The sequence below is a fragment of the Thermoproteus sp. CP80 genome, assembly GCF_002077075.2.
Lineage (GTDB): Archaea > Thermoproteota > Thermoprotei > Thermoproteales > Thermoproteaceae > Thermoproteus.
This window is the reverse complement of record NZ_LCWM02000005.1, coordinates 1-23,097: the sequence shown is the minus strand read 5'-3', so window position 1 is coordinate 23,097 and position 23,097 is coordinate 1. Positions and strand designations below refer to the sequence as shown.

The window sequence follows — 23,097 nt, the reverse complement described above, 5'->3', positions numbered from 1 at the left end:
TGCTCAAACGCGCAGACAGGCTGGACGTAGATGTCGGCGTCGATTTCTTCGGAACGAGGCTGTCGGCGCCGATATATCTCGGCGACATGTCCTTCGGGGCCCTCAGCGGCAACCCCAACATAGCCATAGCTAAGGCGGCCACCGAGGAGGGGGTGGTGGCCGGCATAGGCGAGGGCGGGCTCCATCCCGAGGTGGCCAAGTATAGGAACATCGTTGTCCAGTGGGCCTCGGCGCGGTTCGGCATGGATATGGATCTGCTGAGAGCCGGGCTGGCGGTCAACATAAAGATAGGCCAGGGCGCGAAGCCCGGCATCGGAGGCCATCTGCCCGGCCGCAAGGTGACGAAGGTAATAGCCGAGCTCAGAAAAATACCTGAGGGTAGCGACGCGATATCGCCGGCCCCCCATCACGACATATACTCCATAGAGGATCTGGCCCAGAGGGTCAAGGCCCTCAGGGACCTCACGGGCAAGCCGGTTCTGGTGAAAGTGGCCGCCGTCAACAAGATAATGTATGTGGCGGTCGGCGTCGCGAGGTCCACGGCCGAGGGCATAATAATAGATGGGGCCGGGGCGGGGACGGGCGCCACGCCCATGTCGGTGAGGAACCACCTGGGGATACCGGTGGACTACGCCGTCCCCGTCGTGGATAGATGGCTGAGGGACAACGGCGTCAGGGACGGCTTCCTGGTGGTGGCCGGCGGCATGCTCTACAGCGCGTCCGACATAGCCAAGCTGGTCGCCCTAGGCGCCGACATGGCCAACATCGGCACTGCGGCGTTGCTGTCCTTCGGCTGCATAATGTGCCACTCGTGCCACACGGGCGGCTGCCCGACGTCCCTCACGAACATGATAGGCGCCAGGCCCGATCTAGACATAGGGTGGGCCTCCGCGGCGTTGCGCAGATACATCTCAGCGCTGAGGCTCGGCCTGAAGGCCATACTGTACTCCCTCGGCATGAACAGCATAAAGGAGCTCATGGGAAGGCGGGACCTCCTCGGGCTGTTCTATGTAGACAAGCTAGTGGCCGACGCGGTAGGGGTCGACCTAGTCGCAGAGGGCGAGGTGGCTTACTACCATGACCACGTCCAACAGTTGCCGAGAGAGGTGTACGAAGAGGGCAAACCCCCCGTCACGGGCATGGGCGGCATAGTGCCCGGCTACACCTACCCAGCCAGAAGGCCCCTCGACCTCCTCAGGATAGAGGCTGCGCAGGTGACGCATCCCTCCGTAGACCCCTACAGGGAGGAGGTAGACGTGCGGGTTCCGCTGGCTGGCGTCGAGCTCGAGACGCCCGTGGTCGTGCCCGGCCTCGAGCGGGCGGCGGTCATGGCGGGATACGGCCTCGGCGCGCTCGTAGATGGCGACGGCTGTCCCGAGCCCCAGTACTGCCTCTCGCGTCTACCCCACCGCAGGGTCGCCCCGTCCAGAGAGCTGGAGCCTGGGGAGGGGATAGTGGTGATAGACGAGGCTCTGGGGGGCAGGGCGTGGCTCGAGGAGGCCGTGTCTGCGCTGGACGAGAAGGCGCGGCGCGCGGGCATAAGGGAGAGGATGGCCATCGTGGCGGCGGGCCGGCTCTTCAGCGGAGCCGACGTGTATAAGCTGGCCGCGCTGGGCGCAGACCTCGTGGAGGTGCGCGAGCCCTTCGAGCTTCTGGCCAAGAGGGCGGCGCCCGACTACGCGACCAAGAGGAGTTGGTACGAGAACTTGATAACGTCGCTCACCAAGGAGCTTAAACTGGCCATGGGGGCCGGCGGGGTTACCAGCTATTTCCACATGGTGGGAAATAGAGATTTGTTGAGATCCCTAGACGGCCGGGTCGCTACAAAACTAAACGTCCCCGTAGCGGGTAGCTAGGTCCTCCGGCCATTTCGGTTCAAAATTCATGGCAATACCGGCATAATAAATACAGCGTACTATATAGAGCCGGAAAACCATGAAGGTTTATGAGTAAAGTTTATATATCGACTGGACTCGAAGCGCATGCCGGAAGGATTAAGCGTCTGGAGAACCCTGAAGGGCGCCGGAGTTAAATACGTCAAGTTCGTGATAGTGGACATATTCGGCAGGCCGAAGCTCGAGATACTGCCCATAGACGCAGCGCGCGACGCGTTCATCGACGGCATAGCGTACGACGGCTCCTCCATACCGGCATATACCACCGTCAACAGGAGCGACTTCGTGGCCGAGGTCGACGCTGGCGCCGTCTATATAGAGACGTGGAACGAGGGCAAGACCGCCCTGGCCTTCACGAGCACGCTGGACGGCGACAAGCCGCACCCCATGGACCCGCGCAACGCCCTCAAGCAGACCGTTGGGTACCTCGCGTCGAGGGGGTACGAGGCCATGATGGGCGCCGAGGTGGAGTTCTTCCTGGTGAGAGGCAACCCGCCGTCCCTCGTCGACAGCGGGGCTTACTTCGAGGGCTATCCGCTGAAGGAGACCATACCAGTCATGGAGGAGATAATAGAGCACTTCTATCTGTCGGGCATAGGATTCACCAAGACCCACCACGAGGTTGCGCCCAGCCAGTTCGAGGTGAACATACCGGCAGGCGACCCGGTCCAAGTGGCCGACCAGATACTTGTGTACAAAATACTGGCAAAATCGATAGCCCAGAGACACGGCTTGATAGCCACCTTCATGCCGAAGCCGTTCTGGGGCGTTAACGGATCGGGGATGCACATACACGTGAGCTTCTGGCGCGACGGCGTCAACCTATTCGCGTCGTATAAGGAGCCAACGCCCGAGCTCAAGTCGGCGATAGCCGGCGTGTTGAACAACGCCGTGGCCAACAGCGCCTTCGTCGCCCCGCTCGTGAACAGCTACAAGCGTCTGGTGCCCCACTACGAGGCCCCGACCCGCGTCGTCTGGGGGATCGGCAACCGCTCCGCCATGGTGAGAGTGCCCTACTACGGCAAGAAGATAAACCGGTTCGAATACCGCCACCCAGACCCGTCGGCCAACCCCTACCTGGGCTTCTCGGCGATACTGCTGGCCGCGTTCGAGGGGCTAGACAAGAAGCTCGAGCCGCCGGCTCCCGTCGAGGACGTGGCGTACGAGCTCGCGGGCGTGAAGGAGACCCCCAAGCATCTGGGCGAGGCGGTCAAGCACGCGTCTGAGGGCGCCGCGGCCAAGAGCCTGCCGCAACAGCTGGTCAAGGCGTATCTATCGCTGAAGGAGAAGGAGTGGGGCGACTATCTGGCCAACGTCGCCGAGGGGTGGGACAAGACCTGGAACGTGATAACCAGGTGGGAGTACGACCAGTATCTCGAAGTCGCCTGATGTGCAGAATCCTGCTGTTTTTCGGAGACCCCCGGCCAGGTCTCTTCAGATCTTTCGTGGAGATCTCCAGGAGGGATAGGACGCTCGGCTTGAGCCACGGGTCCGGCTGGGGCGTCCTCTACGCCAGGGAGGGCGAATACGGACTATATAAATCGGTGAAGCCCATCTGGGAATCATATATAGATCCCCCGAGCGGATATAAACTGTATTTATTGCATTCGCGGCTGGCGTCGGTTGGGGGAATCTCGCCGGGCAACACACACCCCATAGTGTACGGCGACTTCGCCATAGCGCACAACGGAACGTTCCGCAAGGAGGAGCTGGCGCGGGAGCTGAAGGGAATGGGGCTCGACGTGAGGACCGGCGGCGCCACCGACAGCGAGCTCTTCCTGAAGGCGTTCGTGGACATGGGAGGAGACGCCGAAGCGCTGGAGGAGGTGGCCAAGATAGCGGCGCGCCATATGGACCCCGAGGAGCCCATGATGAACATAGCCATAGCGGATCTGAGGACCGCAGACGCGTACTTCCTCACCTACAGACTGGTTGAAGAACCACACTACGTCCCGGTGGCCAGGGCCGACGGCGTCACGGCCGTGGCCTCGGAGCCCCTCGACGACGGGCCCTGGTCGCTTCTCCCCAACGGGGCGCTGGCGAAGATATCGAGCGGCTCCATAAGGGTAACGAAGTTTATTACGTAGATTGGGGTGTAACTCGATGAACGAATACGTGGCCCAGGCCTTGGCTATAGACTGCGACAAGGTCGCGCGGTACCTCGTGGAGAGGTTGCGGGAATATATAGAGGAGAGCGGCGCGAGGGGCGGCGTGCTGGGCCTGAGCGGCGGCATAGACTCCTCCGTCGTCGCCGTGCTTTTAGCCAAGGCCACCGACAACTTCTTCTTCCTGCTGATGCCCTCCGCCTCGACGCCCCCGAGGGATATGGAAGACGCCATGAAGATCGTCAAGCTGACGGGGGCCGAGAGGAAACACGCCGTGGTGCCCATAGACGACTACGTGAAGGCGATGTCCAGCGCCGTCGATGTCGCCGACAAGAGGATAGTCGGCAACATAAAGGCGAGGCTCAGGATGGTCCTCCTCTACGCATACGCCCAGAAGCTCGGCTATCTGGTGGTGGGCACAGGCGACAAGAGCGAGATCATGCTGGGCTACTTCACCAAGTACGGCGACGGCGGCGTCGACATACTCCCCATCGGCGATCTCTACAAGACCCAGGTGAGGCAGCTGGGCAGATGCCTCGGCGTGCCCGAGGAGATCGTGGCGAAGCCCCCCTCCCCGGCGCTTTGGGAGGGACAGACGGCGGAGGGGGAGATCGGCGCCGACTACGAGACCGTGGACTCGGTGCTGTACCTACGCTACGAGGAGATGAGGACACGCGAGGAGACGGCCGCCATGCTGGGCATAGACGTGTCCGTCGTGGACAGAATCGACGCGCTGGTCAGAAGGAGCCAGCACAAGCGGCTGCCGCCCGAGATATTCAGGCTCAGCGGGAGGGCGGTCGGGTCCGACTGGAGGTATCCAAGGCGCTACTGGAACGTGAGGCCGTGGTGAGGATAGAGCTGGCCCAGATAAGGCCGTTTCTGGGCGACGTGGAGCGCAATTTCCTCAAGCACAGAGAGATAGTGGAGACCAGCGACGCCGACTGCGTCGTGTTCCCCGAGCTGTCGCTTACGGGGTACGTGCTCAAGGACTTGACGTTCGAGCTGTTCCGCTACAGCGAGAAGGCCGTGGAGAAGCTCGCCGAGGCGTCTGGAGGCAAGTGCGTGGTGGCCGGCACCATAAAGGAGGTGAGGCCCGGCGTCTTGAGGAACTCGGCGGCCGTGATAATAAACGGCGAGGTGGACTACGTCTACAAGTTCTACCTGCCCACCTACGGCCTTTTCGAGGAGCGGAGGTACTTCCAACGCGGCGACCCCTCCAGAGACCTCAAGACCTTTCAACACGCCGGGATTAAATTCGGCGTCATGATATGCGAAGACGCCTGGCATCCGGAGCCCGCGGAGGCGCTGGCGCTGATGGGGGCCGATCTGATACTGATCCCCGCGGCCTCGCCCATGCGGAGGCTCGGCAGGAGCTTGGCCATCCAGGACAGCTGGGAGGCCTTGCTGAAGGCGCATGCGTTGATGAACGCGGTGTGGGTTACCTTCGTCAATACGGTGGGAAGCCAGGAGGAGGAGTTCTTCTGGGGAGGATCCATGGCCGTGTCCCCCCTCGGCGAGGTGAAGCTGAGGCTCAAGCTGTTCGAGGAGGATAGGGCGGTCTACTCCATAGACCTGGAGGAGCTGAGGAGGGCCAGGTTCTTCAGCAGCTTTAGGGACCACATATCGTCGTTCCACAGAGTGCTGGCCGAGCTCTGACGCATCGATCGGCGTAGCTTCTTTTTATATAGGTTATATGGATCATGGCGCGTCTGGCCCGCTACTATCGCGAGTACGGGATCAGGCTGGTCAGGGGCCATATGCAGTACCTATGGGACGACCAAGGAAGGCGCTACCTGGACTGCAATACAAATCACGGCGTAGCCTTTCTGGGCCACTCCAACCCCTATATAGTCGAGGCCGTCAGAAGGCAGATAGAAGAGGTGTGGGCTGTGCCGCTCAACTTCGCGACGCCCGCCAGGGAGAGATTCGTCGAGTCGTTCTCGCGCCTACTGCCGGCCAAATTCGGCGTCGTGTTCCTCCAGAACACGGGCACCGAGGCCGTGGAGACCGCCATCAAGATAGCCAAGAAGATGACGAGGAGGCCCACCATAGTGGCGTTCACCAACAGCTTCCACGGAAGGACCACCGGCTCGCTCTCGATAACGTGGAACGAGGCGTACCGCAAGGCCTTCGAGCCGCTCTACCCCCACGTGAGGTTCGGGAAGTTCAACTTGGCCTCCGAGGTGGAGAAGATAGTCGGCGAGGATACCTGTTGCGTGGTGGTTGAGCCGATACAAGGCGAGGGCGGGGTCAACTCGGCGACGCCCGATTTCCTGAAGGCTCTACGCGAGGAGACCTCGCGGAAAGGCGCCTTGTTCATAATCGACGAGATCCAGACGGGGTTCGGCAGGACGGGAGCCGTATGGGCCTTCCAGAAATTCGGCGTAGAGCCCGACCTCTTCACGGCCGGTAAGGCGCTGGGGGGCGGCCTCCCCATAGGCGTTGTCGTGGCGCGGGAGGAGTACGGAGACGTCTTCGAGCCGGGGGAGCACGGCTCGACCTTCGCCGGAAACGCCGTAGTGATGGCGGCGGCCGCCGCCGCGTCGGAGCTCTTGCTCAAGGACGACGTGCCCTCCCGGGCCGAGTCGGCCGGCAGAGATCTCGCCAAGGCCCTCTCGGAGCACGGCTCGAGGATAGGGCTGAGGGTGAAGGGCATGGGCCTCATGTTGGGGCTGGAGCTCAGAGTCAAGGCCGATCAATTCATCCAGCCGCTGATGGCGCGGGGGGTGCTGGCCCTGACGGCCGGCATGAACGTGTTGAGGTTCCTCCCGCCCTATATGATAGGCAAGGAGGACGTGGAGCTCGTGAGATCGGCCGTATCGGACGTATTGAGGGGCGCGGGATAGATTTCAATGTTCCCGATGGGGCCATGAAGGTCGTGGTGGTCGGTTGCAGGGGATGGGGCCAAATACACCTAAGGGCCCTGGCCCAGCTGGGCGTAGACCTCGAGATAATGGAGAGGGACAGGGAGGCCGCGAGGACATGCGTGGAGAGGTACGGGGCGAGGAAGGTGTACGAGTCGTATTCGTCCGTGTTGTCGTCCGACGCCGACGTGGTCGACTTGGTGGTGCCCCACCACCTCCACAGGGATATGGCGGTGGAGGCCCTCAAGGCGGGCAGACACGTCTTGGTGGAAAAACCCATGGCGAGGATCGAGGCGGAGGCGCTCGACATGATAAACGCCGCCAAGTCGGTCCGCAGAAAGCTCATGGTCGCCGACCAGTTCCACTTCGACCCGGCGGTTAGGGCCGTTATGGATATGATAAGGGAGGGCCGCCTCGGCAGAGTCCACACGATAATTGTGAGGTCGCAGACGCTGGGGAGGCCCAAGGATTGGCGGACGAGGCTGGAGGAGATGGGCGGCGGCGCTCTGATAGATGGAGGCGTCCACTTCGTCAACACGCTTCTGAACTTCGGCGGGGACTACGAGGAGGTCAAGGCCTACGTCTACAGGGCCTCTGTGCCCATGGAGGGCGACGACACGGCCGTGGCCATCTTCAAGTTCAAGTCGGGGGCCCACGGCCTCCTCTACTATAGCTGGGCCTACCCCAACGCGCCGCTTCTCCCGTCCTACGAGGTTGTCGGAGACGCCGGCTCCGTGGTGGAGGACCTCGAGACCAAGCGCAGGACCTGGTCGCCGCCCAGATATAGAGTATACGGCGATCCGGTCCTCAACGGCAGGAGGGTGGAGGTCCCCGACGTGGACGTGTTCGTGGAGATGTTCAGAGGGTTCCTGAGGGCGGTCGAGGAGGACGCCGAGGTGCCCTACCCGCCCGAGCTCTCCCTGAGGGATCTAAGGGGGGTCCTCGACATCTATAGAGCCGCCCGAGCTCCCTGGCTCAAGTAGGCGTCTCAACGCCTCCCTGAACGCCCCGTCTTTATCGAAGAGGTAGGTGTAGGCCTTGTTGAGCTCCCCGCCGAGATACACGGCCCCGTCCCTCAGCTCTATCGGAATGCAGAGGACGCCGCGCGGCCCCTCGGACAGCCGAGCCAGGACCTGCTCGTAGGCGCTGGCCAGAAGCCTGGCCGAGGTCAGATCCGCGAGGTAGTCGGACGCCTCGGCTAGATATCTCCCGGAGCTGTAGAGAGGGGTCAAGGCGAAGTAGAGCCTGCCGCGTCTCCTCAATGGCACCCCCCTCGAGCATGCCCCTAGCCTCCTCGTACCCCTCGCGCAGTAGGGCCGAGACGGATTCGTACGGCAGAGGCTGGGCGCACGTCCGTCCGGGCGAGCTGGCCGCTCCCCTCCTCACGACGAGCAGTATGCGCTCGCGGCGCGTGGATATCTTGTCCATGAAATATCCGTCGACCAGTATATCGCCGAGGTCGTAGAAGGGTACTGCGCTCACTCCACGAACACCTCTTTGCCTCTTAACGCCGACAGGAGCGCCGCGGCGAAGGCGAAGGCCGCGGCGAGGTGGTAGGCGTAGTGGAATCCGTCTATCAACGCGGGCGCCACGGCGTCGGCGAAGAACTGCGGCCTCGTTATGGCCGCATATACGGCGCCGCCGAGTTGCACGTGGTTTAGGGAGGCCAATGTGGCCATGGGGTTGTAGCCGAGGAACGCAGCGAAGAAGGCCACCACGGGCGGCGTGGAGAGCAGAAGCCTCGCCGAGTCGGGCGGGACGCCGGCCCCTACCAATGCGTTGTAGATGCTGGGCCCCAACGCCGCGGCCGAGCCGGCGACTATCAACGATATGAAGACGGCGAAGCTCAGCAGAGTGCCTATGTTCTGCAACATGGCCCTGACGCCGGATGCGGCGGCCCTCGTCGACGAGGGCACGGCGCTCAGTATTGAGACCAGGTTAGGGCTCATGAAGAGGCCCGTGCCGGCGCCTATGAGCGCCACTATGGCGGCGAAGAGCGCGTAGTGGAAGGACAGAGGCAGGGCGGACAACATCTCGAACCCCATGCCCATCAACGCGGCTCCGGCCGTGGCCACGGACCTGGCCCCGAGCCTATTGACGAGCTTCCCGCCGATGGGCGCGAAGACCGCGCTCGCCACGCTGTTCGGTATCAGGTATATGCCGGCCCAGAGGGGCGTCAACTCGTAGGGCATGCCGCCCATGGGGAGGTAGACCGCCTGAAGGAAGATGGAAAGCACGAACACGTTGGCCCCTTGCGCCAGGAAGAGCAGAAATGCGCTGAAAACCCCGAAAGAGAATTGTTTGTTGGAGAAGAGGTCCAGCCGCAACATAGGCGTCCGCGCCCTGCGCTCGAGCGGTATCAACGCCGCTATCAGCGCGGCTCCGCCGGCCAGCAGAGCCCAGACGTAGGGGGCGCTCCAGCCCAAGGCGTGGCCGTCGTAGGGCACGGTCGAGAGGGCGAGCCCCATCAGCAGCAGGAAGAGCGCAGTTGCGAGGACGGCGGCACCGACCCAGTCCACGACGACCTTGCCGGTTCCCGGCGACACGCGGTACATGACCTTGTAGGACCAGAGCGCGTTGAGGACGCCGAAGGGTACGTTGGCGAGGAACGTCAGCCTCCAGTCGATCACGGCGAGCGCGCCGCCGGCGAGCAGCCCAGTGAGCGAGCCGGCCGAGAAGGAGATGCCCACGATCCCCTGGGCAATCCCCCTTTCGTGCGGCGGGAAGACGTCGGCGATAATGGCGGCGCTATTGCTGAACATCAGAGCCCCGCCGACGCCCTGCAGAGCTCTGTACGCGATCATCTGCAGAGCCGCCGCGGCCCCGGTCCCGGGAGTCAGGCCCAGCAGAAGCGATGCGGCGGTGAACACGGCCGCGCCCAGCGTGAACGCACGCCCCTTTCCGTACATGTCGGAGAGACGGCCGGCGATGGCCACCAGGACGGCCACGGTGAAGGGATAGGCCAATATGAGCCACAGCATTGACATGAACCCGAGCGGCGAGAATGGGTCTATTCCGATGCCCCTAAACACAGCAGGTAGCGCTATGACTAAGGCCGATATATTCATGCTGGCCATAAAGGAGCCCAGGACGCTGTTGAACAGGATAGCCCCCCTGTGGTCCACGGAGATGCCGAGCCGTCGAATGTATAAAAATTTTTATAGGTCGGCAACCAAGGCGGGCAGACAGCGCAATCGACATGCCCTCGTTGCATCGACATCTAACGGAACGCCTAGGAGTTGAGACTAACGGCCGATGGGCCAGGGCTAGATAGGCGGTTTAAAATTTAAGCGAGGGCCTCAGCGCCGATGTGGTGGTGTTGGTCAGATATAGCGAGGTGGCCATAAAGCGCGGGTCCGTGCGGAGGGAGATGGAGGCGTTGTTGGTTAGATCCATAAGGGAGGCCGCCGCCGGATGCGGCGAGGTCACCTGGCGCTGGTGTCGGGCGGCATAGACTCGCCGGTGGCCGCCTGGTATATGATGCGTAGGGGAGCCTATGTCGACGTCCTCTACTGTAACCTAGGCGGCGTCTTGACGGAGGCCGCGGCCTTGAGGGTCGTGGAGAAATTGCTGGAATGGGCCTACGGCTACGACGCCAGGGTGCTGGTGGCCGACTGCGCCCCCATAGCGGACGCAATACGTCGGAATGTGGACCGCCACCTCTGGTCCATAGCCTTCAAGCGGGCGCTGTATAGGCTTGCCGAGAGGGCGGCCAGGAGGGTCAAGGCCGAGGCTCTCGTCACGGGCGAGTCCCTGGGCCAGGTGTCGTCCCAGACGCTCCAAGCGCTCGCCGCCGTGGAGGCCGGGATAGACATGCCCGTATTAAGGCCCTTGATAGGTCTCGACAAGGAGGAGATAGTCCGCATGGCTCAGAGGATAGGGACCTACGACCTGTCCATATCGGTTCCTGAGTACTGCGGGATATTCTCTAGAGAGCCCAGGAGGTGGGCCTCCAGGGGGGAGATAGAGCTGATAGACCTCGCCGTGCACGACGCGGTCGAGGCCGCGTTCTCCTCAATAGAGGTGTTCAGGAAGGGCGAGCTGGGATCGGCGGCCGCCGCCCTGTCGTCCAGGTTGGCCGGCCTGGCCGTCGACAAGGTGCCCGACGGCGCCGTCGTGGTGGATCTGAGGGACCAGGAGGCCTACATCAGATGGCATCTGCCAGGCGCAGTGAGGGTAGAGCTGGACAAGGTTCTCGACTTCGTGGAGAGGACCGGCAGAGACAAGACCTATGTGTTCTACTGCTACGAGGGGGCCCTCAGCGCAGATGTGGCCGAACGCCTACGGAAATCGGGATATAGATCATATTTTATAAAAATAAAATAGATCGATTTTTAATTTAAAAAACATAAAAAATTAATTATAAAATTATATTTCACAAAAAAATGTAATAATGGTTATTAGGAAAGGCGGATCGTCTACACATGCCGCAACTGTTCATGGACCCGTTGGATTTATGGCTCGACGTGTTGGGGACCACGCTGTTGGCCACGGCCTACTGGGTCTATTTGAACTTCGCATCCAAGGCGCCTGTGAGCGTGAAGTCCACGTTCAATAAATCCTTCGGCTACTTCTACCTAGGCCTAGGCATATATGCGCTGGCCAGCGGCCTCTGGGCCACCGCCACTTGGCCTCTGCCGAGCTCCTACAACCTGGTCTTCTCCGACGCGTGGCCGCTGTTCGGCGTGGCTCTGATAATCCTGGGCCTCGTGGGCGGTAGATGGGGGGCCGAGGCCTTCGGCGATGAGGGCAGGTACTACCTCCTCGGCGGGCTGATCGGAGTAGCCGCCCTGTCGCTCGTGCCGTTCGTCTACTCCTTCGACATTTGGATGTACGGCCTCACCACCGAGCCGCCTCTCGCCGGCCTTATGTTCTTCGCCATAGGTCTCGCCGGACTTCTGAGCCCGCTTCTGGCGCACAAGGGGGCGGCCAAGCCCGTGGCGTACCTGCTCATCCTACTGCTGGCCGTCGCGGGCCTGATATCTCTGTTCATAGGCGTCGGGGCGATATTCGCCCATACGGGCATCTGGAAGAGCTGGGCTCCTTGGTACGGCGTCCACTAAAAACCTAAAATTTTTTCAAGGTGTTTTCAACATGGCTCTCTTCATAACTGAGGGGGAGGTGGACCGGCTGTTGAGCTTTAGGGAGGCTATAGAGGCTGTTGAGGAGGGGTTCCGCCTGCTCGCCGAGGGGCAGGCCGTGAATCTGCCGCGGCGGAGGGCCGTCGTGAGGGGCGCGGTCCTCCACGTGTTGCAAGGCGCCGTCTTGGGCAGATACGGCGTGGCGGGGCTGAAGACCTATCTGAGCACTAGGGAGGGGGCTAGGTTCGTCGTGCTTCTTTTCGACGTGAACGGCGGCGATCTGCTGGCGATAATAGAGGCGGACAGGCTCGGGCAGAAGAGGACGGGGGCGGCCTCCGCCGTCGCGACCAAGTACATGGCCGCTGGCGCCGAGACTCTGGGGATTGTGGGCGCCGGCAGGCAGGCCAGGTCGCAATTCGAGGCGCTGGTCGAGGTGGTCAGGCCGAGGCTGGTCAAGATATACAGCAGAAGGAGGGAACACGCGGGGGATTTCGCCGAGTTCGTCAGAAGGCGCGGCTACGACGCAGTCGTGGCCGACGACTACAGATCGGTCTCGGCCGTCGACGTGTTGGTCACCGCGACCAACGCCGCGGAGCCGTTCATCAGGGGGGAATACCTCCGGCCGGGCTCCCACATAAACGCGGTGGGCAGCAACTGGGCTAACAGGGCTGAGCTCACGCCCGACGCCGTGGCGCGCGCCGACGTCATAGCTGTGGACGACCCGGTGCAGGCCAGGGATGAGGCCGGCGATTTGATAAGGGCGGGGGCTCTCGACAGAGCGGTACCGCTGGCCGACATAGTGGCCGGCAGGGTGAGGGGCAGGCCGGATGCGTCCTCCATAACTCTGTTTAAGTCGCTCGGCATAGCGGTGGAGGATCTGGTCGCCGCCAAGGCGGTCTACGACAAGGCGGTCAAGGAAGGGGCTGGGCGGGAGATTGGCTTCTCTGGCCGTTGGGCTCCCTCATAGAGAATATGCGGTCTATCACGACCGCGTTTTGGCCCAGCAGACATATCGCCCAGAAGGCGTTGACCAAGGCGGTGTACATGGTCAGAGCGGCGCTCATGGAGCCCACCAGCGAGCCTATGCTGAGCCTGCCCTTGTTGGCTAGGTCGACTCCGACGAGCGCTATGGCTGTCGGCACGGCGTAGCCCGTCCCGAAGGAGATGGACCAGTACACCCTGTCCAGGTGTATGTTCTTGTCGATGCCCCTAAGCCACTTCTCCATGGCGACGATGAACGCATCGGGCCCAGCCCTACCCTCTATGTACTCCGACGCCGCCTGTATGCTCTCGCCGTATGCCCTCCTCTCCACGGCCCTAGCTATGTGGACGCCCCTCACGTAGTGCTCCAACACGGCTATGTATACGGGTAGCCCGACAAGCCCTATCAGCCCCAGCAGAGGGCTCATCTCGAAGAGCGTCATCTCGGCCACGAACGCCGTTAACGCGTTGGGTAACATCGAGTTTATTATACCCCCCAAGTTCCACATGACGAAATCCACGTCGTTGACGAGCCTCCCTATGCGGTCCCTCTCGCCGCCGTTGCGCGGGGCCATGCTGTTGACGAGCCCTATTTTGATCAAGCTTATGGATCTGGCGATGCCTTGGAAAAACGGCTTGAACCCCCATTCAGACGCCGCGTATATGACGCCGGAGAGCGCCAGCAACAGGAGGCCCTGGCCCAGCAGATGCGACGATCTGTTGAAGAGCCCGTTGGTGACCTCCTGTAGGGAGTAGGGTATGAACATCCCGCTGGCCGCCGCGCGTAGCGCGTAGGCCGTGGCGGCTGCGGCGAGCCCCACGTTGAAGTACCTGTTGTTCAAGAACTCCCTGTAGAACCTCCAGTGCAGCTTAGCGCTCTTGACGATGGCGTTCATGTCGCCTCTACGGCCGGGAAAATTTAAAGTCACTCGACGTCCAGCACGTCGAGCTCCACGACCTCTAGAGAGGCTCCCAACGTCTCGGCCACGCTCGGCTGGGTCCGTCCGCCGTCGCCGGTCACGAACTCCTTGACGTATAATCCGCCTTGACATCTAATGAATAGCTCCAACACTCTATCGGCCACTTGGTAGACTTCGATATTGTATACCATCCTCCGCCTCCTGGCGCGGGGATTCAGCCTTTTTATCCGCCTCGGCGTCCGTTGGACCACCACGGCGCCTTCAAGGGCCTTGAGCCTCGCCAGATCTTCAGCCGAGACGGGCCTGTCGGACAGCGCGACGGCTCTGTAGAGCTTTATGCTAGTCTTGGACTTGGCCTTCATCTCCCTCACGTCGTTTCTCGTGCCCGGCTTGAGCGGCGACAGGATGACCCAGTCCGTCGTAAGGCCCGAGAGATCCCCCCTATATCTCGCGGGCTCCTTGATCTCGACGACGGCCGGCCTCCCGTTGCCCAACATCCTCACGTCGAAGTCCTCACGGCCGGCCGCGTGTAGCACCAAGGCGGGGCCTCCGAACCTCGACCTCACTGGGTCTAGAACCTCCTCGACCGTCTTCAGGGCGCCCGGCACGGGCTTTCCCTGCGATACGACGCGGCTCAGCTTGATGTAGCGCCCCAGCAGGAGCAAGGGATTTCTGGCCACCTTGATCGTGCCGTCGACTAGGCTCACAGTGGCCACGACGTCGGGCCTCTCCTTGTTCGCAGGCCTCTTCAGGAGCTCCCCGACGGCCCTCCCTATCCTCCTATTTATCTCGTGTTTAATGGACTCGCCGGTCTCTATGCCGAACTTGGCCACGATCTCCCGCTCCCGCTCCAGCACGTCCTTCGGCACCACCGAGCCGATCTGGAACGTCCCGAACTCTATCTGCTCCAACGCCTTCGCCACGCCCTCTGCGTATTTCTCCACGTCCCTGAGGAGGCCGCCGCAGATGTAGCAACGGGCCTCCTCCATGCCTATGCCGTTCGAGGCGAGGAACCTCCTGGTGGGCGCGTGGACTCTCCCCAACGCCTTGAGGTCCTCCGTCGCGTCGATGCCGTTTCTGTAGTCGTACACCAGCCTCATGTGGAGCAACGTCTTGATCGCGCGGCCTCTCTCGGAGTTCTCGACTCCGTAGCCCATCGCGGCGAACAGCCTGCCTAGGCATGAGTCGCACAGCGGATATTGGCGTAGGACTTCCCTGGCCTTCTCTAGAGGATCCACCGCGCCATCTGTGGAGGAGGTTATAAATTCTCGCCCGGGGGCCGGTCCCGGCGCTCCGCCCGGGCTGGGACCCTAGGGCTGAGGGGAGGCCAGCCACCGGCGGTCCGCCTCTATGTTGAACACCGCGAACTGGTGGTGGGGCGGCATACGGCCCAGCCCGGCGCCGCAGTCGACCTCGACGTCTATCGGCTCCAGATAGGCGACGTACGTGAACTCCCTCGGCGGCTTGCAGACGCCCTGCCGCCCGTCTACGGCCGGCCTCCTCACGAGGTCCTCCAGGCTTACGCGCTCCAGCAGCTTGACGCCGGGATGTCTGGCGCCTCTCAGCGCCTTTCTGAGCAGTCCAGTTGAGGATTCCTCGTCCGGAAACAGCGACCTGACGGAGTTGCCTAACACCCTGACCGCCCGGCCGGCGTCTCTGAAGTAGGCCACGAACTCGGCGTCCTCCCTTATCCCGTTGGATATCAGCAGGGCGGCCACCAGCGCCTTGCCGTGCACGTAGGGGTTCTCGGCGAAGGACCTGGCGGAGGTCACCAAGACGAATCTCCTCATTGGAGGCGTACGCCCCTGGCGCCGAGCCTGTACTGGCGCCGGAGCATCTTGGACATCTTCCTCATGGATTCGTAGACTTTCAACATGTCCTTCACGTCCTTGGGGGTCACGCCGGCGCCTACGGCTATGCGCCTGATCCTAGACGCGTTGAGTATGCCCGGGTCCCTCAGCTCCTCCTCCGTCATGGAGCTCAATATGGCGCGCCACCTCCTCAAGTTCTTCTGGGAGAGCTCTATCTGCTCGTCGCTTATCTTGGAGGCCAGCGTGCCTGGAAGCAGCTCGAGGACCTTGCTCAGAGGCCCCAGCTTCAGCAACGCGTCTATCTGTTTCTTGAAGGTCAATAGGTCCAGGCGCCCGCTCTCAAGCTCCTCCAGCACTTCCTCCTCCTCGAACACGGCCTTGACGCGCTCCACCAAGGTCTCCAGGTCGCCCATGCCGAGCACCCTCGCCACGAACTTCCTGGGGCTGAACGGCTCCACCTCGTCGACGCCCTCGCCGACGCCTATGAACTTGACCCTGGCGCCCGTCTTGGCCACGGCGGCCAGGGCCCCGCCCCCCCTGGCGGTGCTGTCCATCTTGGTTATCGCGACGCTGTGTATCGGCACGTACTTCATGAAGGCCTCCGCCTGGGCCGCGGCTTGTCGGCCCACCGTGGCGTCGACGACCAGCATGACTTCGTCGGGCTTTACGGCGTCGTAGATGGCCTTGACCTCCTCGAGCAGGGACTGCTCGTTCCTATGGCGGCCCGCCGTGTCGACCAGAATCAGGTCCACGCCCTTCAGCTGCTCGACGCCGCGTTTGGCTATACCCACGGCGTCGCCCCCGTCCCTCTCGCCGTAGAAACGCGCACCTATTTTCTCAGCCAGCTGCTTCAGCTGGTCGTATGCGGCCGGCCTCACGGTGTCGGTCTCCACTACGCCGACCTTCAGGCCGCGTTTAATGTAGAAAAGCGCTATCTTGGCCGCGGTGGTCGTCTTCCCGCTGCCCTCGACGCCCAGCAACATGACGAGGTAGGGCCTTTTGGGCAGCTTCAGATCCGGCTCGGCCTCGCCGCCCAGCAGTTTGACCAGCTCCTGGTATATGACGTATATGACGAAATCCTTGACCGGTATGCCGGGCGGCGGCCTCTCCTCCTTCATACGCCTGATCGCCGCGTCGGTGAACGACTTGACCATATCTAGAGGCACGTCGGCCTTCAGCAACGACCTCTGGAGCTCCCGCGAGATCTCCTGTAGGGTCTGCTCGTCGATATACTCGACCCCCCTTATCCTCTCCACGAGCTTCGAGAAGAGCTCGGACAGCGGCTTCACGCCATATACGGCGCTCCGTATATATATCTATTGCTGTCAGGCGCGGCCCAGGACGATGGATGTGGCGTACGCCAGCAACAACGCCGATGTTATCGACGCAAGCGCCTTTATGAAATCGGCGGGCCGTATGATCCTCATCCTCCTCGACGCGGCCGAGCCGAGCAACGTGCTGTAGATCAAGAGCGTGAACGACATCGGGATCCCGAAGGCGATGCCCAAGGCCGCCAGAGCGGCGGCGGACGCGCTTGCGGAGACCGCCCCGCTGAACGAAAAGGCGTAGAGCTTCATTATCCACCTGGAGAACCTCAGCCCTAGGTAGTTGCCGAGGAAGATCGCCGCGACCACGTAGACGTCCTTGTCCACGAAGGCTATGTTGTTGGCGCCGAACATGAACGACACGGCGAATAGGACCACGTACCCCAACGCGAGGGAGGGCCTCACGAGCCTGGCCGCGAGGTAGCCTACGGTGAAGGCCAGCGCCGGCGTGCCGAACCACAGGGCCAGCGACGTCGCGGTCAGCCCCCTCAGCGAGTAGAGGAACACCGAGATCGGCAGGGAGATCCTCGCGGCGGTGAACGCGGCGTAGAACAAAAGCGCCGCTAGATATTCGGAGGGGCTGAACTTGAGGGGGGACATGGGCGACAGGAAGGTGCCGGCTATCTCGGAGGCGGTCGCCAATATCAACGCGCGGTCCGGCTGGACGCCGCCCCACGCCGACGGGCCGAGGACCACCAACGCGTTGTTGTAGACCAGGGCGAAGGCCAGCGCCAGCGTCAAGGCTTCATCGAACGGGGACACGGGGCGCCAACGTCCGAGTTATTTTAATAGATTTCCGGGATATATATGGATCCGCCCAAGACGAGGGAGGAGCTGGCCCGTCTGATCGACCACACCATACTCAGCCCCGCGGCCACCCCCCAGGACGTGGAGAGATACTGCAGGGAGGTCTTGGAGTACGGCTTCTGGGGCGTGATGGTCAACCCGTCGTACGTGGCCTACGCCAAGAGCGTGATCGGGAACAGAGCCAGGGTCATGTCAGTGGTGGGCTTCCCGTTCGGCGCCACGAAGCCCGCGTTGAAGGCCGCGGAGGCCGAGGCCGCGCTGAACGACGGGGCTGACGAGGTGGACATGGTGATGAACATCGGCGCCTTCAAGGCCGGCCTATATGAGGTGGTGGAGAGGGAGATAAGGGCAGTGGCGTCGGTGGTGCACGACTACGGCGGCGTCCTGAAGGTGATACTGGAGACCGGCTACCTGACGCCCGAGGAGATAGCGAAGGCGTCGCTGATAGCCGTTGGGGCAGGCGCCGATTTCGTCAAGACGAGCACGGGCTACGGCCCCCGCGGGGCCGCCGTCGAGGATGTGGAGATCATGAGGAGGGCGGTCGGCGACAGGGCCGGCGTCAAGGCGGCGGGCGGCATCAGGTCGGCCCAGCAGGCCCTCGCCATGATAAAAGCCGGGGCCAACAGGATAGGGTCCAGCCACGGGGTGGACATAGTTAAAACCTTTAGTTAAAGGGCTCCGCCTTGCCGCCCCTCGAGGACCGAGACGTAGGCCGGCCTGTCTTCGTACAGCACGGCGGCCTTCAGCGCGCTGGCCTCCGCCAGATTTTGCGACTTACGCCTCAACGCGTCGGCGTCCTTAACCAGCTCCTGCCCGATGGGTGTAGGCCTCCCGCCGGACATGTTGACGAAGGTGAAATAGCCGCCGGCAACCCGCCTCTCGCCCCTCAGCCCCCTGGCGACCACCTCGAAGGCCACCTCGAGGCTCGTGTGCCCCACGTAGTCGACGCCGCCCCGGACGACGATTATATCGCCCACATATATCGGCCTCTTGAAATTGATCGAGTTGAGGGACGCCGTCACGTAGATCCCCGGCCTGTAGTTAAACGCCGCTATCGCCGCTATCTGGTCCAGATAGTACAGAAGCCGGCCGCCGTACATGAGGCCTCCATATACGGCGTCCTCGGGCATCACCTGTATCTGCGTGACGGCGGGGAGATCGCCGGCCGCCGGCTCGCGCCTGAGCTCCGGCTCGACGGCCTCTCTCCACCTTGAGAAATAGCTCCAGAGCGATCTCTCCCAGCCGTTCGACGTCTGGAGCGTCTTCTCGACCGGCAGGGGCCTGCCGTCGGCCCCCACCTTCACGAATATCATCCTCGCTATGGTGGCAAGCGACAAGCCCTCCGGCTTCTTCACGTAGGCCTCCACCAGCGCCGTCATGCTCGACCTCCTGACGTGGACTATCCAGGCCCTGAACTTGACTATATCGCCGACCTTGACCGGCGCGATGAAATGCATGCGGTCGAGATACCCCAGCACCGCGTCGGATTCGGAGAAATCCATGGCGGCTATGGTCCCGGCGTCTACGAGCCACTGGAGCATATAGCCCCCGTAGAGGGTGCCTATTGGGTTGACGTTGTGGGGCGCGACGAGCCTGACGACCTCGACCTCGGTGTCCGAAATGTTCACAGGCCCACCTGGACATCGTAATTTTTAAATTCTGCGATCGACCTCGGCTTCGTATCTGGCCGTCTTTTCCCCAGAGCTGTTACGGCTGGGGACCTGGAGATCGGGCCCGGGCATTGGCGCAGAAGGGCTCGGCCGCCATCTGGGAGGCATCCAAAAGGCCTAGAGGGACGGCTGGAGCCCACGGCCGGTTGCCCGACCCGCTGAAGTCTAGACGACACCCCATGACCTGGGCCCTCTACCGCTACGCCGGAGACGAGACGCCGAAGCCCTGCCCGGGTTCCAGCACCGTCCCGGCGTCCACGCGGGCGCCTCTGCCTATCAACGCGCCCAGTTTGTACAGCTCGCGGCCCTTCACCTCCACGGGGCTCAGCCTGCCTCTGCCGCCCCTCAGCACGGACTTGGTCAACACGTTGGGCTCCAGCACGGCCCCCTCGCCCACGACGCTGTAGGAGACGAAGGAGCCTCTGCCTATCGTGGCGCGCGGCCCGACCAGGCTGTGCGTTATCTCGGCGCTGCTCCCCACGACGGCGCCCTCCTCTATGTCGGAGAAGTTCCTGATCAGGGCGTGGGCGCCCACGAACGCGCCTCTGCCTATGTACGCAGGCCCCTTCACCACGGCGTAGTGGTCTATCTCGGCCCCGCTCTCTACGGCGACAGGGCCCTCGATGACAGCCGTGGGGCTTATCTTGGCGTCCGCCGCTATATACGTCGCGTTGGGCATAACCAGCTCCAGCGCCGCGACCAGATCGACTGGCTCCTCGACCTTAAACCACCTCCCGCCCCAGACGGCCACAGCGATCTTCATCTCCCTTGCCGCCTCGGCCAGCGCCTGGGGGAACTCGGCGCCCTCGAAGAGCTTGGCCGCGCGGCCGGGGATCAGGGCGGCTCCTCCGTAGGCCAGCTGCCCCTCCCCGCCTATCCCCGCCAGAGATCCCCCGGACATGGCTATGGCCAAACCGCCCCGCGACCTCAGAGGCACGGCGAGGACGGCGCCGTCGGCCCCCGCTGACGCCGCCGCCTCGACCAAGGCCCTGAACGCGTCCCTCTCGGTCACCACGGAGCCCGACGCCACCAGCAGCTTGTCGCCCGACGCGCACAGTTGGCCCGCGGCCCTTACGGCGTCCTCCGCCGAGTTTCCATCGACCTGGAGAGGCTCGTACCTCCCCCCTTCAGCCGTCCTGGAGGCCACGTAGACTCTGCCGAACATCTCCCACAGGATATCGGCGGCGTAGCGGTACAGAGGCCTCCCGCCGAGCCTCGCCTCGGCTATATAGCCCCCGGTGAGCGGCTTGAAGAGCTCGTTGTACTCGTTGGCGGCAACGACCGGGATTATCATGTCACTCCACGGTGACGGTCTTGGCCAGATTGCGGGGCTTGTCCGGATCCCTGCCGAGCCCCACGGCCGTGTAGTAGGCCAGCAGCTGCAGCGGTATTGCGAACGAGGCGGCGTTCAGCAACGGGTCCAGATGGGGGATCTCGAAGACGTGCCTTAGCTTCCTCGCCGCGTCGTCGCCGCGCGGAACGACGCCGATTATCAGCGCGTCTCTCGCCTGCATCTCGGCCACGTTGTTGAGCAGTTTGTCCTTGAGCGACGGGTCCGAGAAGACGAACACGACGGGGAATCTGCTCTCGACTAGGGCTATGGGGCCGTGTTTGGACTCGCCGGCGGGGTATGCCTCGGCGTGTATATACGCTATCTCCTTCATCTTCAAGGCCCCCTCGAGCGCGACCGGCATGCCGAGCCCTCTGCTCAGATAATATGCGCTTTGGCTGTTCTTGAGCCTCTCGGCGAGCTCCTTGGCCGAGCCCTCGTTGAGCTCTATGGCCTTCCTCGCGACGTCGGGCAGTCTCTTCAAGCCGTCCATGCGGGGCTCCACGTCGACCCCCAGCGCCTTGCCGATCTGGGCGTGAAGCGCGGCGAGGAGGGCGACCTGCGTGGTGAAGGTCTTCGTGGCCGCGACCCCTATCTCGGGCCCCGCCCTGGTGTAAAGCACGGCGTCGCTCTCCCTGGCCAGCGTGCTCGCAACGACGTTGGTGACCGCCACGACCTTTACCCCCCTCTCCCTCATCGCCCTAGCCGCCTTGATGGTATCTATGGTCTCGCCCGACTGCGACACGGCGACGGCCACGTCGTCTGCGTCGAAAAGCCCCTCGTAGGTCGCATACTCCGAGGAGATCAAGGGCAGGGCCGCGATTCTGTACTCGGCGAGGCCCAGCTGGAAGACAAGCCCGGCGTAATACGACGTGCCGGCGCCCACGACGTACACCCTCCTGGCGTTCAGCAACATCTCGGCGACCTCCGAGAGGCGCCGCTGCTCCAGCCCGGCCACGGTCGAGGCCAGCGCCTCCGGCTGTTCGTGTATCTCCTTCAGCATGAAGTGCTGGTAGCCGCCTCTGAGGGCCTGCTCGGCGCTCCAGGGTATTAGGTGTATCCTGTCGGCAACCTCGACCCTGACGCCGTCGTGCTCCACGACGACCTCGGCCGGCGTGACGTAGCCGTATTCCCCATCCTTCAGCGGGAGGACCTTCTTGGTCTGTTCGAGCACCGTGGGTATGTCGCTGGCGACCACGTTGAAGCCCTCGCCGAGCCCCACTATCAACGGCGAGAGGTTGCGGGCGAAGAATATCTTGTCGGGCTCCTTGGAGTCCACGACGGCTAGGGCGTAGGCGCCCCGCAGCCGCGACAAGGCCTTCCTGAAGGCCTCCCAGGGGGTCAAGCCGCCCCTCTCGTACTCCTCCATCAGATGGGCGAAGACCTCGGTGTCCGTCTCGCTTCTAAACACGTGGCCCCTCGCCGCGAGCTCCGCCTTCAGCTCCTCGTAGTTCTCGATTATCCCGTTGTGGACGACGGCGATAGAGCCCGTGCAGTCCACATGCGGGTGGGCGTTTACTTGGTTGGGCTTCCCGTGGGTAGCCCACCTCGTGTGGGCCACGCCGGTGCTACCTCTTATCTGGTCGAAGCCGAGCCTGCGGGAAACCTCGGCGACCTTCCCGGCGTCCTTCTTGACCACTATGCCGCGGGGCGTCACCACCGCGATGCCCGCCGAGTCGTACCCCCTATACTCCAGCCTCTCGAGCGCTCTGCGCAACAAGGCGCCGAGGGGGGCCTCGGCGTCGGTCGTTATGCCGAAGATGCCGCACACACCACCGCCCGGCGGCGAGTATATATTAATTTGCGTCATGGAGCTGCAGTGGAGCTCCAGGAGGCCCTAGATCTGCTTGAATCCAAGGCGAACAGCCCAACGTTCATCAAAGCCGTCGGGAAGACCGTCGTCGAGGCCATAAGGACGCTGGTGGAAGCCCAGAGGTGCAACGTGGTCCTGACCGCGGAGGAGGTCCTCAAGGTTCTGAACGACTACTACGTCTTCGAGTCGCGCATGAGGAGGCTCGTGGAGCTCTACGAGGAGCTCTCGGGCGGCGCATTGACGGCCCTTGTCCGCATGACGCTGGGCGAAGACGCGGCGTTGCCCGACATGGACTACAGGCTCTTGCTGAGGGAGTTGGAGGCCTACAGATCGGAGCTCTTCAGGCTGGCCGAGAGGGTCAAGGAGGCCGAGAGGCGATGTAGGGCCTACTCCTCGACCAGCTCCAGGGCGTAGACGCCGGGCCTCGAGATGCCCAGCCTCTTGGCTATACAGGACTTCTCGGGGTCCAGGACGGCCAGCATGCCGCGCCAGTTG

Annotated in this window: 24 protein-coding genes; 13 read left to right on the top strand and 11 right to left on the bottom strand. The window is 62.9% G+C overall.

The window, feature by feature from the left end; genetic code table 11:
• The 7 genes from B7L68_RS01670 to B7L68_RS01640 form a co-directional block, all read left to right on the top strand.
• Positions 1-1,856 (top strand): glutamate synthase-related protein (locus B7L68_RS01670; protein WP_081245957.1); only part of this gene is annotated, 1,856 nt, incomplete at its 5' end.
• Positions 1,857-1,982: 126 nt separating this feature from the next.
• Entirely contained in the window at positions 1,983-3,284 is a 1,302-nt protein-coding gene (locus tag B7L68_RS01665) for a glutamine synthetase family protein (RefSeq protein ID WP_081245956.1), read from the top strand.
• Positions 3,284-3,982 carry a class II glutamine amidotransferase gene (locus tag B7L68_RS01660; protein ID WP_081245955.1) on the top strand — a complete coding sequence of 233 codons (699 nt, stop codon included), beginning with the start codon at positions 3,284-3,286 and terminating at the stop codon, positions 3,980-3,982. The genes B7L68_RS01665 and B7L68_RS01660 overlap by 1 nt, the downstream gene beginning before the upstream one ends.
• Before the next feature lie 16 nt (positions 3,983-3,998).
• On the top strand, positions 3,999-4,850 hold the full coding sequence (locus B7L68_RS01655) for an NAD+ synthase (RefSeq protein WP_081245954.1): 852 nt from the start codon (positions 3,999-4,001) through the stop codon (positions 4,848-4,850).
• Complete coding sequence (locus tag B7L68_RS01650; protein ID WP_081246000.1) at positions 4,847-5,656, top strand: nitrilase-related carbon-nitrogen hydrolase; 810 nt, start codon at positions 4,847-4,849, stop codon at positions 5,654-5,656. The genes B7L68_RS01655 and B7L68_RS01650 overlap by 4 nt, the downstream gene beginning before the upstream one ends.
• Before the next feature lie 44 nt (positions 5,657-5,700).
• Positions 5,701-6,846 (top strand): aspartate aminotransferase family protein, encoded by a 1,146-nt coding sequence (locus B7L68_RS01645; RefSeq protein ID WP_081245953.1) that lies wholly within the window; start codon positions 5,701-5,703, stop codon positions 6,844-6,846.
• Positions 6,847-6,869: 23 nt separating this feature from the next.
• Positions 6,870-7,847, top strand: a complete 978-nt coding sequence (locus B7L68_RS01640; RefSeq protein WP_081245952.1) for a Gfo/Idh/MocA family protein — start codon at positions 6,870-6,872, stop codon at positions 7,845-7,847.
• Here the strand turns inward: B7L68_RS01640 and B7L68_RS01635 are convergent.
• The gene (locus B7L68_RS01635; protein ID WP_143615279.1) at positions 7,794-8,126 is read right to left on the bottom strand and encodes a hypothetical protein; all 333 of its coding nucleotides are present in this window, start codon (positions 8,124-8,126) and stop codon (positions 7,794-7,796) included. The two genes, B7L68_RS01640 and B7L68_RS01635, sit on opposite strands and share 54 nt — an antisense overlap.
• A 216-nt stretch (positions 8,127-8,342) precedes the next feature.
• Complete coding sequence (locus B7L68_RS01630; protein ID WP_081245950.1) at positions 8,343-9,989, bottom strand: MFS transporter; 1,647 nt, start codon at positions 9,987-9,989, stop codon at positions 8,343-8,345.
• A 185-nt stretch (positions 9,990-10,174) separates the two neighbouring features.
• On the opposite strand from B7L68_RS01630, the gene B7L68_RS08945 reads away from it, so the two are divergent.
• The 4 genes from B7L68_RS08945 to B7L68_RS01615 all read left to right on the top strand — a co-directional run bounded on the left by B7L68_RS08945 (position 10,175) and on the right by B7L68_RS01615 (position 12,912).
• Positions 10,175-10,318, top strand: a complete 144-nt coding sequence (locus B7L68_RS08945) for a hypothetical protein (protein WP_238136271.1) — start codon at positions 10,175-10,177, stop codon at positions 10,316-10,318.
• Complete coding sequence (locus B7L68_RS01625; protein WP_238136270.1) at positions 10,303-11,190, top strand: rhodanese-like domain-containing protein; 888 nt, start codon at positions 10,303-10,305, stop codon at positions 11,188-11,190. Before B7L68_RS08945 ends, B7L68_RS01625 begins: the two co-directional genes overlap by 16 nt.
• A 98-nt stretch (positions 11,191-11,288) precedes the next feature.
• The gene (locus B7L68_RS01620) at positions 11,289-11,927 is read left to right on the top strand and encodes a DUF981 family protein (RefSeq protein ID WP_238136269.1); all 639 of its coding nucleotides are present in this window, start codon (positions 11,289-11,291) and stop codon (positions 11,925-11,927) included.
• 31 nt (positions 11,928-11,958) lie between these two features.
• Positions 11,959-12,912 (top strand): ornithine cyclodeaminase family protein, encoded by a 954-nt coding sequence (locus B7L68_RS01615; protein ID WP_081245949.1) that lies wholly within the window; start codon positions 11,959-11,961, stop codon positions 12,910-12,912.
• On the opposite strand, the gene B7L68_RS01610 is transcribed toward B7L68_RS01615, so the two are convergent.
• From B7L68_RS01610 to B7L68_RS01590, 5 genes are all read right to left on the bottom strand, one after another.
• Positions 12,857-13,822 carry an ABC transporter ATP-binding protein/permease gene (locus B7L68_RS01610; protein ID WP_081245948.1) on the bottom strand — a complete coding sequence of 322 codons (966 nt, stop codon included), beginning with the start codon at positions 13,820-13,822 and terminating at the stop codon, positions 12,857-12,859. The genes B7L68_RS01615 and B7L68_RS01610 overlap by 56 nt on opposite strands.
• Positions 13,823-13,851: 29 nt before the next feature.
• Positions 13,852-15,084: a tRNA pseudouridine(54/55) synthase Pus10 gene (locus B7L68_RS01605; protein WP_081245947.1), complete on the bottom strand. Its 1,233-nt coding sequence runs from the start codon at positions 15,082-15,084 to the stop codon at positions 13,852-13,854.
• 72 nt (positions 15,085-15,156) lie between these two features.
• A complete protein-coding gene (locus tag B7L68_RS01600) occupies positions 15,157-15,636 on the bottom strand; it encodes a hypothetical protein (RefSeq protein WP_081245946.1) in 480 nt (159 codons plus the stop codon).
• Entirely contained in the window at positions 15,633-16,946 is a 1,314-nt protein-coding gene (locus B7L68_RS01595; protein WP_081245945.1) for a signal recognition particle protein Srp54, read from the bottom strand. Before B7L68_RS01595 ends, B7L68_RS01600 begins: the two co-directional genes overlap by 4 nt.
• Before the next feature lie 36 nt (positions 16,947-16,982).
• The gene (locus B7L68_RS01590) at positions 16,983-17,744 is read right to left on the bottom strand and encodes a hypothetical protein (protein ID WP_081245944.1); all 762 of its coding nucleotides are present in this window, start codon (positions 17,742-17,744) and stop codon (positions 16,983-16,985) included.
• A 45-nt stretch (positions 17,745-17,789) separates the two neighbouring features.
• On the opposite strand from B7L68_RS01590, the gene deoC reads away from it, so the two are divergent.
• Positions 17,790-18,461, top strand: a complete 672-nt coding sequence (gene deoC, locus B7L68_RS01585; RefSeq protein WP_081245943.1) for a deoxyribose-phosphate aldolase — start codon at positions 17,790-17,792, stop codon at positions 18,459-18,461.
• Here the strand turns inward: deoC and B7L68_RS01580 are convergent.
• The 3 genes from B7L68_RS01580 to glmS form a co-directional block, all read right to left on the bottom strand.
• The gene (locus B7L68_RS01580; protein WP_081245942.1) at positions 18,458-19,417 is read right to left on the bottom strand and encodes an acyl-CoA thioesterase; all 960 of its coding nucleotides are present in this window, start codon (positions 19,415-19,417) and stop codon (positions 18,458-18,460) included. The genes deoC and B7L68_RS01580 overlap by 4 nt on opposite strands.
• A gap of 241 nt (positions 19,418-19,658) precedes the next feature.
• Complete coding sequence (locus B7L68_RS01575; protein WP_081245941.1) at positions 19,659-20,753, bottom strand: NDP-sugar synthase; 1,095 nt, start codon at positions 20,751-20,753, stop codon at positions 19,659-19,661.
• A 1-nt stretch (position 20,754) separates the two neighbouring features.
• On the bottom strand, positions 20,755-22,560 hold the full coding sequence (gene glmS, locus B7L68_RS01570; RefSeq protein ID WP_081245940.1) for a glutamine--fructose-6-phosphate transaminase (isomerizing): 1,806 nt from the start codon (positions 22,558-22,560) through the stop codon (positions 20,755-20,757).
• Positions 22,561-22,608: 48 nt separating this feature from the next.
• Between glmS and B7L68_RS01565 the strand changes: the two genes are divergently transcribed.
• The gene (locus B7L68_RS01565) at positions 22,609-23,016 is read left to right on the top strand and encodes a hypothetical protein (RefSeq protein WP_081245939.1); all 408 of its coding nucleotides are present in this window, start codon (positions 22,609-22,611) and stop codon (positions 23,014-23,016) included.
• Here the strand turns inward: B7L68_RS01565 and B7L68_RS01560 are convergent.
• Positions 22,989-23,084: a hypothetical protein gene (locus tag B7L68_RS01560; protein WP_238136276.1), complete on the bottom strand. Its 96-nt coding sequence runs from the start codon at positions 23,082-23,084 to the stop codon at positions 22,989-22,991. The genes B7L68_RS01565 and B7L68_RS01560 overlap by 28 nt on opposite strands.
• Positions 23,085-23,097: the final 13 nt, after the last annotated feature.

Coding starts and splice junctions, on each gene's coding strand:
- B7L68_RS01665 (WP_081245956.1), top strand. CDS start 1,983: ATGCCGGAAGGATTAAGCGTCTGGAGAACCCTGAAGGGCGCCGGAGTT.
- B7L68_RS01610 (WP_081245948.1), bottom strand. CDS start 13,822: ATGAACGCCATCGTCAAGAGCGCTAAGCTGCACTGGAGGTTCTACAGG.
- B7L68_RS01615 (WP_081245949.1), top strand. CDS start 11,959: ATGGCTCTCTTCATAACTGAGGGGGAGGTGGACCGGCTGTTGAGCTTT.
- B7L68_RS01640 (WP_081245952.1), top strand. CDS start 6,870: ATGAAGGTCGTGGTGGTCGGTTGCAGGGGATGGGGCCAAATACACCTA.
- B7L68_RS01575 (WP_081245941.1), bottom strand. CDS start 20,753: ATGATAATCCCGGTCGTTGCCGCCAACGAGTACAACGAGCTCTTCAAG.
- B7L68_RS01655 (WP_081245954.1), top strand. CDS start 3,999: ATGAACGAATACGTGGCCCAGGCCTTGGCTATAGACTGCGACAAGGTC.
- deoC (WP_081245943.1), top strand. CDS start 17,790: ATGGATCCGCCCAAGACGAGGGAGGAGCTGGCCCGTCTGATCGACCAC.
- B7L68_RS01645 (WP_081245953.1), top strand. CDS start 5,701: ATGGCGCGTCTGGCCCGCTACTATCGCGAGTACGGGATCAGGCTGGTC.
- B7L68_RS01620 (WP_238136269.1), top strand. CDS start 11,289: ATGCCGCAACTGTTCATGGACCCGTTGGATTTATGGCTCGACGTGTTG.
- B7L68_RS01560 (WP_238136276.1), bottom strand. CDS start 23,084: ATGCTGGCCGTCCTGGACCCCGAGAAGTCCTGTATAGCCAAGAGGCTG.
- B7L68_RS01660 (WP_081245955.1), top strand. CDS start 3,284: ATGTGCAGAATCCTGCTGTTTTTCGGAGACCCCCGGCCAGGTCTCTTC.
- B7L68_RS01600 (WP_081245946.1), bottom strand. CDS start 15,636: ATGAGGAGATTCGTCTTGGTGACCTCCGCCAGGTCCTTCGCCGAGAAC.